The 13485-nt window shown below is 73.5% G+C and carries 11 protein-coding genes; 8 read left to right on the forward strand and 3 right to left on the reverse strand.

Features of this window, described 5'->3' with window-relative positions; genetic code table 11:
- Positions 1 to 15: 15 nt before the first annotated feature.
- Complete coding sequence (locus HYQ63_RS39290; RefSeq protein WP_373689240.1) at positions 16 to 384, forward strand: hypothetical protein; 369 nt, start codon at positions 16 to 18, stop codon at positions 382 to 384.
- A gap of 47 nt (positions 385 to 431) precedes the next feature.
- Entirely contained in the window at positions 432 to 2582 is a 2151-nt protein-coding gene (locus HYQ63_RS39295; protein WP_179938535.1) for an FUSC family protein, read from the forward strand.
- Here the strand turns inward: HYQ63_RS39295 and HYQ63_RS39300 are convergent.
- Positions 2579 to 3406, reverse strand: coding sequence for an LLM class F420-dependent oxidoreductase (locus HYQ63_RS39300; protein WP_179938537.1), 828 nt, complete (start codon positions 3404 to 3406; stop codon positions 2579 to 2581). The two genes, HYQ63_RS39295 and HYQ63_RS39300, sit on opposite strands and share 4 nt — an antisense overlap.
- A gap of 559 nt (positions 3407 to 3965) precedes the next feature.
- Between HYQ63_RS39300 and HYQ63_RS39305 the strand changes: the two genes are divergently transcribed.
- From HYQ63_RS39305 to HYQ63_RS39320, 4 genes are all read left to right on the forward strand, one after another.
- Positions 3966 to 4190 carry a type A2 lantipeptide gene (locus HYQ63_RS39305; protein WP_123108315.1) on the forward strand — a complete coding sequence of 75 codons (225 nt, stop codon included), beginning with the start codon at positions 3966 to 3968 and terminating at the stop codon, positions 4188 to 4190.
- A gap of 142 nt (positions 4191 to 4332) precedes the next feature.
- A complete protein-coding gene (locus HYQ63_RS39310; protein WP_179938539.1) occupies positions 4333 to 5142 on the forward strand; it encodes an HlyD family efflux transporter periplasmic adaptor subunit in 810 nt (269 codons plus the stop codon).
- 29 nt (positions 5143 to 5171) lie between these two features.
- Complete coding sequence (locus HYQ63_RS39315; protein WP_257232446.1) at positions 5172 to 7469, forward strand: NHLP family bacteriocin export ABC transporter peptidase/permease/ATPase subunit; 2298 nt, start codon at positions 5172 to 5174, stop codon at positions 7467 to 7469.
- A gap of 1 nt (position 7470) precedes the next feature.
- Positions 7471 to 10353, forward strand: a complete 2883-nt coding sequence (locus HYQ63_RS39320) for an NHLP bacteriocin export ABC transporter permease/ATPase subunit (RefSeq protein WP_179938541.1) — start codon at positions 7471 to 7473, stop codon at positions 10351 to 10353.
- Here the strand turns inward: HYQ63_RS39320 and HYQ63_RS39325 are convergent, their stop codons facing one another.
- Complete coding sequence (locus tag HYQ63_RS39325; protein ID WP_179938543.1) at positions 10354 to 10596, reverse strand: hypothetical protein; 243 nt, start codon at positions 10594 to 10596, stop codon at positions 10354 to 10356. It lies immediately after the preceding gene.
- Between the two features lie 168 nt (positions 10597 to 10764).
- Between HYQ63_RS39325 and HYQ63_RS39330 the strand changes: the two genes are divergently transcribed.
- Both HYQ63_RS39330 and HYQ63_RS39335 read left to right on the forward strand, forming a co-directional pair.
- Complete coding sequence (locus HYQ63_RS39330; RefSeq protein ID WP_179938545.1) at positions 10765 to 11943, forward strand: sensor histidine kinase; 1179 nt, start codon at positions 10765 to 10767, stop codon at positions 11941 to 11943.
- A 37-nt stretch (positions 11944 to 11980) separates the two neighbouring features.
- A complete protein-coding gene (locus tag HYQ63_RS39335) occupies positions 11981 to 12637 on the forward strand; it encodes a response regulator transcription factor (RefSeq protein WP_257232447.1) in 657 nt (218 codons plus the stop codon).
- A gap of 26 nt (positions 12638 to 12663) precedes the next feature.
- Here HYQ63_RS39335 and HYQ63_RS39340 read toward each other — a convergent pair whose 3' ends face one another.
- Positions 12664 to 13479, reverse strand: coding sequence for an SAM-dependent methyltransferase (locus tag HYQ63_RS39340; RefSeq protein WP_179938547.1), 816 nt, complete (start codon positions 13477 to 13479; stop codon positions 12664 to 12666).
- Between the last annotated feature and the right edge of the window lie 6 nt (positions 13480 to 13485).

The following is a 13485-nucleotide window of genomic DNA, read 5'->3' on the forward strand; positions in this document are numbered from 1 at the left end:
GACGCCTACTGGCCGCTGACGGACACCGCCACCACCGACCCGGAGCGGCTGGCGAAGGGCTGGGAGCCGATCGTGGCCGAACTCGCCGCGTTCGCCGCCCGGCAGGACCGGAAGATCCTGTTCACCGAGGCCGGATACGCCAGCCAGCGCGGCAGCACGGCCGCCCCGTACTCCTGGACCGTCAGCGAGCACGCCGCGGCCGACGAACAGTCCGCCGCGTACCAGGCCCTGCTGACCGCCTTCGACGGCCGGTCCTGGTGGGCCGGGGTGTGCTGGTGGATGTGGGACGACTGGCCGGACACCGGCGAGACCGCGCGAAAGCTCGCCTACACCCCGCACGGCAAACCCGCCGAGAAGGTGCTGCGCCGCTGGTGGCGGGGGTGAGACCCGGCTGACGTGCGCCCCCGCCACTTCCGCCTAGGCTCGGCTGTGTGACGTGGCCGCGGTCGCTGATGGACACCGTGCGTTCCGGGCTGACGATCGAGCGTGCCCGGCTCGAACCGCTGGCCGCGCTGCGCGCGGCGGCCGGAGTGGCGATCGTGATCGGGCTCTCGCTGTGGACCGCCTCCCCGTCGTACGCCGCGTCCGCCGCGTTCGGCGCCTTCTCGGCCGGTACGTCGACGTTCCAGCGCAGCTGGCGGCCGCGCAAGGTGATCGCGCTGGTCGCGGGGGCCGGGCTCGGGCTCAGCACCTTCGTGGGCTATCTCGCGATGTCCCATCTGGCGCTCTTCCTGCTGCTGCTCGCCGTCTGGGCGTTCCTCGCCGGGATGGCCTGGGCGGCGGGGCCGACCGCCGGGATCGTGGCGACGACGACGGTCGCCATCATGCTGCTCACCATCACGCTGCCCACCGGTGTCATCGAGGCGCTGGAACACGCGGCGGTCATCGCGTTCGGCGGGGTGGCGCAGGCGGCGCTGATCTGGCTGTTCCCGATCCGCCGATGGGGGAGGCACCGGGACGCGCTGGCCGACGCCCTGGCCGCGGTGGCGGACTACGCGCGGCGGCTGCGGGAGGATCCGGTGGCGCCGTTCGACCCGGAGCCGATGATCACGGCCCGGAGCGCCGCGGCCGTCACGCCCTCGCAGGCACGCCGCCGCCCTGCCGCCCTGCACGGCCCGCGGGGGCTGGCCGAACGCGTCCGTCCCGCCCTCGCGGCCCTCGCCGACCCCCGGGTCGGCGCGCCCGCCGAGGGGCCGGGCCGGGACCGGGCGCGGGAGCTGCTCGACGCGGCCGCCGACGTCCTGGACGCCGCCGCCCGGTCGATCCGCCGCGGTGCCCCCGCCGAGGTGCCGTCCGCGACCAGGGAGACCCTGCGGATCGACGACGAGGGCGGCGCGGACGAGACCGACGAGGGCGGCGGGGACGAGACCCTGGAGGGGCCCGCGCGCCAAGCCGCCGTCCAGCTGTCGCACCTGCTCACCGAGGTGCTGGAGATCGCCGACAGCAGCGGCAGGGGGCTGGGCCCCACGTCCGGCGCGGACGAGGCACCGCCGCTGCTGCGGCCGACGGTGTTCCAGCTGGTGCCGATCGTGCTGCGCGCGATGCGCCGCGAGCTGCGCGGCGACTCGCCCGTCTTCCGGCACGCCCTGCGGCTCGCCGCGGTGGCCTGTCTCGGCTATGTGCTCGGCAGCGCGCTTCCCCTGGGCCATGGCTACTGGGCCCCGGTCACCTCCGTGATGGTGATGCGGCCGGACTTCCACCGCACCTACTCCCGGGCCGTGGCCCGCTTCGCGGGCACGCTGGTGGGCGTCGCGCTGGCCACCGGCGCGGTGCAGCTGACGCACCCGGACGCGTATCTGTCCGGCGGGCTGGCCGTGATCGCCGCCGCCCTGACGTATCTGCTGATGCGCACCGGATACGCGGCCTCGCAGTGCACCTCGGCCGCGTACGCCGTCCTCCTGCTCGGGATGGGCGGCGAGGGGTGGCACCAGACGGTGCCGGACCGGGTCCTGCTCACCCTGCTGGGCGGGGTGCTCGCGATGCTCGCGTACGTGGCGTTCCCGGCCTGGGAGACCCCGCGGATGCCGGACCGGCTCGCGGACTGGCTCGCCGCGAGCGGCCGGTACGCGGCGGCGGTGGTCCGCGGCTACGCCGTCCCCGGCGAGCTGCCCGCCACGGACGTACGGCGCACCCTGCTCGCCGACCGTACGGCGCACGCCGCGTGGAACGAGGCCCTCGACCGGGCCAAGCGGGAGCCCGTGCGCCACCGGGGGCTGACCCGTGCGCAGGCGGAGGAGGCGCAGGCGGCGCTGGAGGCGTTCGGGCAGGCGGCGATGTTGCTGGAAACCCATCTGCCGCAGCGCGGCGCACGGCCGGTGCCCGGGGCCGCCCGGTTCGCCGACGCGCTGGCGGCGGACACCGAGCGGGCGGCCCGCCATGTGCGGGAACGGCGCAGGCCGCGCTGGGACCGGGCCAAGGAGGCCCTCGTCGACTGGGAAGCCGACAGCACCGCGGAAGCGGTGGTCCAGAGCGGGGCGGAGCTGCTCGTACGGCCCCTGGACCAGCTGACGACCGCCGTGGACCGGGCGCCCCTGGAACGGGACACCGAGGCGGCCCGGCAGCAGCGGCAAGACGCCCTCTAGCTACGGAACCGTCCGGCGAGTGCGGCCATCGTGTCGAGGTGGGCGAGCGTCTCGCCCTCGGGCTTCGTCGGCAGGTACAGCAGCACCCGGTCCACGCCGAGCCGCCGATACCCCTCCAGCGCCTCGGCGGTGTCGGGCACCGCGTACACCGTCACCGGCACGTCCCGGCCCGCCACCTGCCGCAGCCGCTCGATCTGCGGGGCCAGCGCGTCGGGCGGCACGCTGTTGGCCAGCCAGCCGTCGCCGTGCGCGGCGATCCGGGGGAACGCGGCCTCGCCGCCGCCCACGTAGATCGGCGGATGCGGACGCTGTACGGGCTTGGGCCACTGGTAGACGGGGTCGAAGTTCACGAACTCGCCGTGGTACTCCGCCTTCTCCTTCGTCCACAGCTCACGGATCGCCTCCAGCCGCTCGTTCACCAGACGGCCACGCGTGGACGGGTCGGTCCCGTGGTTCTCCATCTCCTCGCGGTTCCATCCGACGCCCACCCCGAAGACGGCCCGCCCGCCGGAGACCACGTCGAGGGAGGCCACCTCCTGCGCCGTGATGATCGGGTCCCGCTGTGCCACCAGGGCGACCCCGGTTCCCAGCAGCAGCCGTGTGGTCACCCCGGCGATGGTGCTCAGCGTGACGAAGGGGTCGAGGGTGCGGTAGTAGATCTCCGGCAGCTCGCCCCCGCCCGGGTAGGGCGAGCGGCGTTCCACCGGGATGTGGCTGTGCTCGGCGATGAAGAGTGAGTCGAACCCCCGCTCGTCGAGGGCGCGCCCCAAGGCGGCGGGTCCGATGCCCTGGTCGGTCACGAAGGTCGATACGCCAATCTTCACGGCGGCTCCTCGGTCGGCGACTCCACGTTCGGCATGCGCGTAGGCATAAAGGTGGCGAGCGGGTACCCCCGGGGCCGCCCGTCACACGTGACGGATCGACGAGTTGCCGACGGCCGCGGAATGCGACCGGAGGTCGGCAGGTCTTCAAGCGATCGGCACATCCATTCCACAGAAGTCGCGTGTACCGCACGCCGGCGGCGCCCCGCGATCACGGTGTGCGGCGGCCGCGCCCGGGAATGCGCGGTTTTCCGCGCGGAGGTGGAGGGCGGCGCCGCGCGAGTGGTGACGCTCGTGTGTGGAAGCGGTGCCGGTCACGTGGGCATGTGTGCACGCCATGTGATCGGAAAGTTGGCGGAATGCGTAGTTCCGGATGCGCCGCGATTCGAAGACGGCCAGCTCACGTGGTTACATCCTTCCGCGCCGAGACGTTCCCGGGGAGCCCTCTTTCGGGAAGCGCGGGAACGTGCCGCGGTCGGCCGACGTGGGAGCCGGATGCTTTTCGGCAACCACCGGCCGTTACAAGCTCATTTCGAGATACGTATCCAAGGGAGACGCAGTAATGAACAACGCACCCAAGGTCGCGACCCAGGAGATCTCCGACGCTGAGCTGGACAACGTGGCCGGTGGTCTCGGCGCTGTGGGCAACGCCCTGGGCACCGTGCACTCCGTGACCGGTCCCGTCACCGGCCCGGTCACCGGCGCCGTCGGCACCGTCACCGGCACCGTCGACGGTGCGACCGGCCTGAACACCTCCGGCATCGTCGGCACGGTCGCGGGTCTCTGAGACGACCCCGTTTGCACCCCATGCCCCGGGCCTGCCTGGTCCGGGGCATGCGCGGTCCCCGGCGCCCGTCGTACGGGCCGCCCGGGCCGCGCACCCGACCCGTTCCCTCGCGCCCCCTCCGGCCGGTTGAGGAAAGACTCCCGTGCAGTTCCGCCAGCAGGCCCTTTCCAAGCTCCAGTCGGCAGACGACATCGACCTGCCGGTCCGCTACGCCCGGCCCCAGGGCTGGCTCGCGCTGACGGTCACCGTCGTCGCCATGGCCGCGGCCGCCGTCTGGGCCGTGACCGGCACCGTGGGGGACACCCTGGGCGCCTCCGGCATCCTCACCCACGGCCAGGGCAGCTACGTCCTCCAGAGCCCGGTCAGGGGACAGGTCACCGCCGTGCTCGCCGAGGAGGGCAGTACGGTGCGGGCGGGCGCACCGCTGGTGAAGGTCCGTAACCCCGGCGGAGGAGCCACGGTCGTGCGCGCCCTCGCCGCCGGCCGGCTCACCACCCTGTCCGTCTCGATCGGCTCCGTCCTCGACACCGGCGCGGACGTCGCCTCCGTGGAGCGCGTCCGCACCTCCCGCGACCCGCTGACCGCGACCCTGTACGTACCGGCGGACCGGGCGGCATCGGTGCCCGCGGGCGCCACGGTCGACCTCGATGTGCAGTCGGCGCCCTCCGGGACGTACGGCGTGCTGCGCGGCCATGTCCAGGCGGTCGGCCGGACGGCCCAGTCGCGCCAGCAGATCGGCTCCTTCCTCGGCAGCGCGCAGCTCGGCGAGGAGTTCTCGAAGCAGGGCCCGCCGGTCGCGGTGGCGGTACGCCTCGACCGTTCCTCCGCCACCCGCTCCGGCTACCGCTGGTCCTCGCCGAAGGGCCCGCCGTTCGCCCTCGGCTCCATGACCCTGGCCTCCGGCACCATCCACCTGGCCGACCGTCACCCCGTCGATTGGCTGCTCCCGTGACCGCGACGAACCCGACGAATCCGCCGAACATGGCTGACGCGACGAACGGGAGCGGCGGACCGCCCCGCCCCGCACCCGCCGGGACCAGCGGACGCCGCCGCCCCGAACCGGCCCGCGGACGGCGGCGCGCACCGCGGCGCGGGAACGGGCCGAAGAAGCCGGGGCGTCGGACCGTACGCACCCCCACCGTGCTCCAGATGGAGGCGCTGGAGTGCGGTGCCGCGTCGCTCGCCATGGTGCTGGCCCACTACGGACGCCACGTACCGCTGGAGGAGCTGCGGATCGCCTGCGGCGTCTCCCGCGACGGATCGCGCGCCAGCAACGTGCTGAAGGCCGCCCGCAGTTACGGCCTGCGCGCCAAGGGCATGCAGATGGAGCCGGAGGCGCTGGCCGAGGTCCAGGCCCCGGCGATCCTGTTCTGGGAGTTCAACCACTACGTCGTCTACGACGGCATGGGACGGCGGTTCGGCAAGCGCGGCGTCCACATCAACGATCCCGACAAGGGGCGCCGTTTCGTCTCCGCCGAGGAGTTCGGATCGAGCTTCACCGGGATCTGCCTGGTCTTCGAGCCCGACGACTCCTTCCGCCGCGGCGGAAGGAAGCCCGGCATCCTGAACGCCCTGCCCGCGCGGCTGCGCGGCACCGGCGGCACCCTGCTGGCCTCGCTGCTGGCCAGCCTGCTGCTGGTGGCGGTGGGCGCCGCGGTGCCCGCGCTCAGCCGCACCTTCATCGACACCTTCATCGTCGGCGGCCAGACCTCGATGCTGCCACCGCTGTTCGCGTCCATGGCCGTGGCGGTGGTGCTGACCGCGGTGCTGACCGGTGTCCAGCAGGCGAATCTGCTGCGCGGACGCATCATCTCCTCCACCCTCGGCAGCGCCCGGTTCCTGCGCCATCTGCTGCGGCTGCCCGTCACGTTCTTCGCCCAGCGCAGCCCCGCCGACCTGGTGCAGCGCCTGCGGTCCAACGACACCGTCGCCGAAACCCTCGCCCGCGACCTGGCCGCGGCGGCGGTCGACGGGATCGTGGTGGTGCTGTACGCCCTGCTGCTGTGGACCTACGACCCCCAGCTCACCCTGGTGGGCGTCGGGCTCGCGCTGCTCAACGTGGTCGCGATGCGCATCGTGATACGGCTGCGCGCCACCAGAACCCAGAAGCTGCGCGCCGACACCGCGCGGCTGACCACCACCGCGTACACCGGGCTCCAGCTCATCGAGACCATGAAGGCCACCGGGGGCGAGAGCGGCTACTTCCGCCGCTGGGCCGGTCAGCACGCCATCACGCTGGAGGAACAGCAGCGCCTCGGTGTGCCGAGCGCGGTCCTGGGCGTCGTGGCGCCCACCCTCGCCACCCTCAACAGCGCGCTGATCCTGTGGATCGGCGGGCTGCGGGCCGTCGAGGGCCATCTGTCGGTCGGGCTGCTGGTGGCCTTCCAGGCGCTGGTCACCCGCTTCACCGCGCCCATCACCCGGCTGAACGGGGTGGCCGGGCGCATCCAGGACTTCTCCGCGGACGTGGCCCGGCTGGGGGACGTGGAGCGCTTCCCCGCGGACACCCTCCACACCCGCGACGAGGGGCAGCCGGACGCCGACGGCGCCCGCCGCCTCACCGGCCATGTGACCCTGGAGGACATCACCTTCGGCTACAACCCGCTGGACGAACCGCTGCTGCGCGGCTTCTCGCTGTCCGTCGGCCCCGGCCGCCAGGTGGCGCTGGTCGGCGGCTCCGGCAGCGGCAAGTCCACCGTGTCCCGGCTGGTCTCCGGCCTCTACAGCCCGTGGGAGGGGGCCATCCGCATCGACGGGCAGCGGCTGGAGGACATCCCCCGCGGCCGGCTCGCCGCCTCGGTGTCCTTCGTCGACCAGGACGTCTTCCTGTTCGAGGGGACGGTGCGGGACAACGTGGCGCTGTGGGACCCGTCGATCCCGGACGACGCGGTGGTGGCCGCCCTGCGGGACGCCGCCCTCTACGACGACGTCATCGCCCGCCGCCCCGGTGGGATCCACTGCCGGGTCGAGCAGGACGGCCGCAACTTCTCGGGCGGACAGCGGCAGCGGCTGGAGATCGCCCGGGCCCTGGTCCGCCGCCCCAGCGTGCTGGTCCTGGACGAGGTGACCAGCGCCCTGGACGCGCAGACCGAACAGACCGTCATGGACAGCCTGCGCCGTCGCGGCTGCGCGTGCGTGGTGATCGCCCACCGGCTCAGCACCGTCCGGGACAGCGACGAGATCCTCGTCCTGGACCGCGGCACGGTCGTGGAACGCGGACGGCACGAGGACCTCGCGGTCGCCGGAGGCCCGTACGCCGAGCTGATGAAGGAGCACTGACATGGCGTCCGTACACCCGCCCGCGGCCGTGGACGCCGACGGCGGCGACGCGGTGGTGCGGGCGCTGGGCGCCCTCGGCACCCCGGTCGACGGCGCCGGGCTGCGCAGCCTCCCGCTGGAGGGCCCGCAGGTGCTCTGGCTCGTCGTCGCGGGCGCCCTGGACCTGTTCGCGGTCGACGCCGCCGAGGAGGGGCAGTGGCACTTCCTCGGCCGCCTGGAGACGGGCGCCGCGCTCCCCGGGCCCGTCGAGGGCCCGCGCCACACCCTGCACGGGCGGCCCTCGCAGGACTGCGCGCTGCGCCGCATCCCGCTGCGCGAGCTGTACCGGCCGGAGCGGTACGACGCGTACGGCACCCCGTACGACACGTCCTACGACGCCAACGACACCTACGCCGACGGCACCGCGTTCCAGGACCCGGCGCCGACGCCGCTGGAACACGCCGTGGCGCTCGGCATCAGCCGCAGCCTCGGCGTGCTGTTCCAGGCCCCGCTGGACGGGGGAGCGCCGCCCGGAGAGGAGGCGGCCGACGAGGACCTGCTGTGGCTCCCGGTGCCGCCCGGCAGCGTGTGCTACGGCGCCGAGTACAGCGCCCAGGCCGCCGGAGACCTGCTGATCGACGGCGCGCTGTGGCAGCGGATGGTCAACCAGCAGTACCGGCTCGGCACCGCCGTGGACCGCTGGATCGACACCCTGGAACGGGCCCACGCCGACCGGACGGCCGCCGGTATCCGGGCCGGTGAGGCCGTACGCTCGCGCGCCGACGAGGCGCTCATCGCGTCCATCGGAGGCCCGCGGCGCTCGCCCGGGGCCGCGGACGACACCGCCGACGACGCCGTGCACGCGGTCTGCCGGGCGGTGGCGGACGCCGCCGGGATCACCCTCGCCGAACCGCCCAAGGGCCCCGCCCCCGACGACCGTACGGACCCCGTGGAGCGCATCGCGGCCCACGCGCGCATCCGCACCCGCGCCGTCCGGCTGGAGGGCCGCTGGTGGCGCGAGGACGCCGGACCGCTGGTGGGCTACCGCGCCCTGTCCGGGGCGCCGGTGGCGCTGCTGTGGCGGCGCGGCCGGTACGAGGCCGTCAACCCGGCCTCCGGCCTGCGGATACGGATCGGCCGCGGCACCGCGGAGGAGTTCGAGCCGCGGGCGGTGATGTTCTACCGCCCGCTGCCCGAGCGGCCGATGACGATGTGGCGGCTGCTGCGCTTCACGGCCCGCGGCGCCGCGCCGGACCTGCGCAGCCTGTTCGCCGCCGGACTGGTGACGGTGGCGCTGGGCGCGCTGGTGCCGATCGCCACCGGGCAGGTGCTCGGCGAGTTCGTACCCCGCGCCGAGAAGAGCCCCATCGTCCAGATCGCCCTGGCGCTGATCGTCTCCAGTGTCGTCGCCGCGTCCTTCCTGTTGCTCCAGAACCTGACCCTGCTGCGGCTGGAGGGACGGCTGGAGAGCACGCTCCAGCCCGCCGTCTGGGACCGGCTGCTGCGGCTGCCCACCACGTTCTTCGCCGAGCGCTCCACCGGCGAACTCGCCAGCGCGGCCATGGGCATCAGCACCATGCGCCGAATCCTGTCCGGCACCGCCCCGGTGGTGCTCCAGGCGGGCACCGTCGGGGCGATGAACGTCGCCCTGCTGCTGTTCTTCAGCGTGCCGCTCGCGCTCGCCGTGATGGGCATGCTGCTGGTCGTCTGCGGCATCTTCTTCGCCATGGGCCTGTGGCAGGTGCGCTGGCAGCGACGGCTGGTGGAGACCGAGAACAAGCTCAACAACCAGGCGTTCCAGACCCTGCGCGGGCTGCCCAAGCTGCGGGTCGCCGCGGCCGAGAACTACGCGTACGCGGCCTGGGCCCGCGGCTTCGCCCGCTCCCGCGACCTGCACCAGCGCACCGGGCGCATCAAGAACCTCACCCAGGTCCTCGACGCCGTCTACCTTCCGCTGTGCTCGCTCGTCGTGTTCCTGCTGCTGGCCGGCCCGGCGCGGGGCAGCATGTCGGCGGGCGGCTTCCTGACGTTCAACACCTCCGTCACCATGCTGCTGACCTCCGTCACCCAGCTCACCAACGCGCTGGTCTCGGTGGTCGCCGTGCTGCCCATGTTCGAGGAGGTCAAGCCGATCCTGGACGAGCCGCCCGAGGTGCGCGGCGGCAGTGCCCAGCCCGGCCCCCTCTCCGGCGCCCTCCAGGCCAGGAACCTCACCTTCCGGTACGGCGCCGACGGGCCGCTGGTCCTCGACGACGTGTCCCTGGAGATCCGGCCGGGCGAGTTCGTGGCCGTCGTCGGCCCCAGCGGCTGCGGCAAGTCCACCCTGCTGCGGCTCCTCATCGGCTTCGAGCGGCCGGTGTCCGGCAGTGTGCTCTACGACGGCCAGGACCTGACCGCCCTCGACCAGGCCGCCGTGCGCCGCCAGTGCGGGGTGGTGCTCCAGAACGCGCAGCCGCTGGGCGGCACCGTGCTCGACTGCATCCGCGGCGCCGAGCCGTTCACCCCCGAGGAGGCCATGGCGGCCGCCGAACTCGCGGGCCTGGCCGAGGACATCCGCCAGATGCCCATGGGACTCCACACGATGATCTCCGGCAGCGGCGCCATCTCGGGCGGTCAGCGGCAGCGCCTGATGATCGCCCAGGCGCTCATCCGCCGCCCGCGCATCCTCTTCTTCGACGAGGCCACCAGCGCCCTCGACAACGAGACCCAGCGCATCGTCATCGACAGCACCCGCCGCCTCAACGCCAGCCGACTGGTGATCGCCCACCGGCTGTCGACCGTCATGGACGCCGACCGCGTGCTCGTCATGGAGGAGGGCCGGGTCGTCGAACAGGGCGCCCCGGCCGAGCTGATGGCCCAACAGGGCGGAAAACTGCACGAGTTGGTGCGGCGCCAAATGCACTAGTCAGCCCTTGCCGCGCCGGAAGACCGCGTCACCGGCCGCGCCCACGATGAGCCCGAGGACGACCATCACGATGTACGCGTAGATCTCGTAGCCGTCGGGGGCGAGGAACCGTACGAACCCCAGGATGCGGATCGTCCAGCCGAGCCATTCGTGCAGCAGGCCGCTGCCACCGCCGGCGACGAGGACGAAGCAGAGCAGATCGGATACGGCCGCCAGCGGCGGCTTCGAGGAACTGGAGGTCATGGCCCGACCGTAGGAGCGCGCCCGGTGGCGCGGGATCGGGCCGAGGTCGGCCGGGCGGTGACCGAAGTCTGCCGTGCGCCGCCGCGGTGTCGTACTTAAGTATGCGGCCGTCGCAGGGAGGCCCGTCAGGCCTGTCAAGGGGGTCGGGGCCGCGTACATTGCCGGGATATGCGCCGCATCCACCGCACCCGCCGGGACTGGGCCGCCGACCTGGGGCTGTTCCTCTTCGCCGCCTGCTTCGCCGTCGTCAGCTCGCCGTCCATACCGGTCCCGGAGGACATGAGCCCCGCGTTGCGGGCCGCCGAACAGGTGGCCGGTGGGCTGGGCTGTGCGTCCGTGCTGCTGCGGCGGAGGTGGCCCGTGTGGCTGGCGGTGGCGCTGCTGCTGGCTGGCAGCCATCTGTCGCACTACATGACCGGCCCCGCGATGGTGGCGGTGTACACGGTGGCCGCCACCCGGCCCTGGCGCGCCACGGCCTGGGTCGCGGCGCTGGCCTTCGCGCCGCTCCCCGTCTTTCTGTCGCAGCTGCCGGAGCTGCCCGAGGACCGCGCGGGCTCCGCCGTGACGTACTTCGCGCTCATCGCCGGGACCATCGGCTGGGGGCTGTTCCGGCGGTCCCGGCGGCAGCTGATCGCCTCGCTGCGGGAACGCGCCGAACTGGCGGAGGCCGACGCGGAGTTGCGCGCCGAACAGGCCCGGCGGGAGGCGCGGGAGGAAAACGCCCGGGAGATGCACGACGCGCTCGGCCACCGGCTGACGCTGCTGAGCGTGCACGCCGGGGCGCTGGAGTTCCATACGAGCGCGCCCCGCACCGAGATCGCACGGGCCGCCGCGGTGATCCGGGAGAGCGCCCATCTGGCCCTGAGCGATCTGCGCGAGGTGATCGGGGTGCTGCGCGCCGGTCCCGAGGGCGAGCGGCCCCAGCCCCAACTGGCCGACCTGGAGCGGCTGGTGGCCGAGGGGCGCGCGGCGGGCGGCCGGATCGAGCTGACCGGGCCGCCGGAGGGTCCGGCGCCACCACCGGTGGTGGGACGCACCGCGTACCGCATCGTGCAGGAGTGCCTGACCAACGCGCGCAAACACGCGCCCGGCGCGACCGTTACGGTACGGGTGGCCGGGACCCCGGAGGACCGGCTGACGGTCGAGGTCCACAACACCCCGCCACCCGGACCCGCCCCGGACGCGCACAGCGGCGCGGGTGGCGGACAGGGACTGGTCGGGCTGGCGGAACGGGCCCGGCTGGCGGGCGGCGAGCTGACGGCCGGACCCGCCGAGGGCGGCTTCCGGGTGCGCGCCTGGCTACCCTGGCCCGCGGCGGACACCGTGGCCGCCGCCGGTCAGGGGTGAGGCACCACCGGTCAAGGTGAGCAAGAGGAAGGGGGGCGTGGTAGTGATCCGCGTCCTGCTCGTCGACGACGACGCGATCGTACGGGCCGGGCTGCGCCTGATGCTGGGCGGCGCCCCGGACATCGAGATCGTGGCGGAGGCCGCCGACGGGGCCGAAGTGCCCGCACTGGTCGACCGTCACGAGCCCGACCTGGTGCTGATGGACATCCGGATGCCGGGCGTCGACGGGCTGACCGCCACCCGGACCCTGCGGGCCCGGCCCGGCGCCCCGGAGGTCCTGGTGCTGACCACCTTCCACACCGACGCCCATGTGCTGCGGGCGCTGCGCGCCGGAGCGGCCGGATTCCTCCTCAAGGACACCCCGCCGCAGGACATCGTCACCGCCATCCGGACCGTGGCCGCCGGCGATCCGGTGCTCTCGCCCGCCGTCACCCGCCGCCTCATCGAGCAGGTGACGGGTGACGGCGGGCAGGAGGACCGGGCGGCCACCGCCCGGGCCCGGCTGGCGCTCCTGGGCGAGCGCGAGCGGGACGTGGCCCGGGCGGTCGGACGCGGCCGGTCCAACGCGGAGATCGCACGCGAACTGCACCTCGCGCTGCCGACGGTGAAGGCCCATGTGTCGCGGATCCTGACCCGGCTCGACCTCAACAACCGCGTCCAGATCGCGCTGCTCGTCCACGACGCCGAGGGCTGAGCCGTCCGAGCCCGGCAAGACGCCCCCTACGGCTTGCGGGCCACTGCCCCGTACATGGCGATGTCCTCGTCCTTGATGCCCTCGCCGCTCCGGGCGTCCGGATGCCACTTGTGCACCTGGGCGACACCGGGCGCCACCAGGTCGAGCCCGTCGAAGAACTGCGCGGCCTCGGCCTCGGTGCGCAGCCGCATGGGCATGTCCCGCGCCGCGTACTCGCGGGCCACGCGGCCCACTTCCTCCGGCGCGAAGTCGGCGGTGCCGACCGACATCGCCAGATAGCTGCCCGAGGGCAGCGGCTCCAGCAGGCGGTTGACGATGCCGTACGCGTCGTCCTCGTCGAGCACGAAGTGGACGATCGCGATCACCGTCAGGGCGACCGGTTTGCCGAGGTCGAGGGTGTCGCGCAGCTCCGGCGCGTCCAGGATGGCGGCGGGGTCGCGCATGTCCGCCTCGACGTACGTGGTCTTCCCCTCGGGCGTGCTGGACAGCAGGCCCTGGGACAGGGTGAGGACGATGGGGTCGTTGTCCACGTACACGACCCGGGAGTCCGGGGCGACCGCCTGGGCGATCTCATGCAGGTTGGGGGAGGTGGGGATGCCGGTTCCGATGTCGAGGAACTGCCGAATGCCCGCCTCCTCCGCCAGATAGCGCACGGCCCGGTTCATGAAGTCCCGGTTGGCCCGCATGTGGATCGGCAGCGCGGGCCACTCCCGGGCCATGGCGTCGCCCGCCTCCTTGTCGGCGGGGTAGTAGTCCTTGCCACCGATGATGTAGTCGTAGATCCGCGCAGAATGTGCGCTCTCGGTGTCAATCCGTTCGGCCGGCCATCCGTTGTCGCGCAACGCCCG

This window comes from Streptomyces sp. Rer75, assembly GCF_013414305.1.
GTDB lineage: Bacteria > Actinomycetota > Actinomycetes > Streptomycetales > Streptomycetaceae > Streptomyces > Streptomyces himastatinicus.

What these genes read in the sequence shown, in the direction of transcription:
- HYQ63_RS39305 (WP_123108315.1), top strand. Translation starts at nt 3,966, where the DNA reads ATGAACAACGCACCCAAGGTCGCGACCCAGGAGATCTCCGACGCTGAG.
- HYQ63_RS39315 (WP_257232446.1), top strand. Translation starts at nt 5,172, where the DNA reads ATGGCTGACGCGACGAACGGGAGCGGCGGACCGCCCCGCCCCGCACCC.
- HYQ63_RS39320 (WP_179938541.1), top strand. Translation starts at nt 7,471, where the DNA reads ATGGCGTCCGTACACCCGCCCGCGGCCGTGGACGCCGACGGCGGCGAC.
- HYQ63_RS39325 (WP_179938543.1), bottom strand. Translation starts at nt 10,596, where the DNA reads ATGACCTCCAGTTCCTCGAAGCCGCCGCTGGCGGCCGTATCCGATCTG.
- HYQ63_RS39330 (WP_179938545.1), top strand. Translation starts at nt 10,765, where the DNA reads ATGCGCCGCATCCACCGCACCCGCCGGGACTGGGCCGCCGACCTGGGG.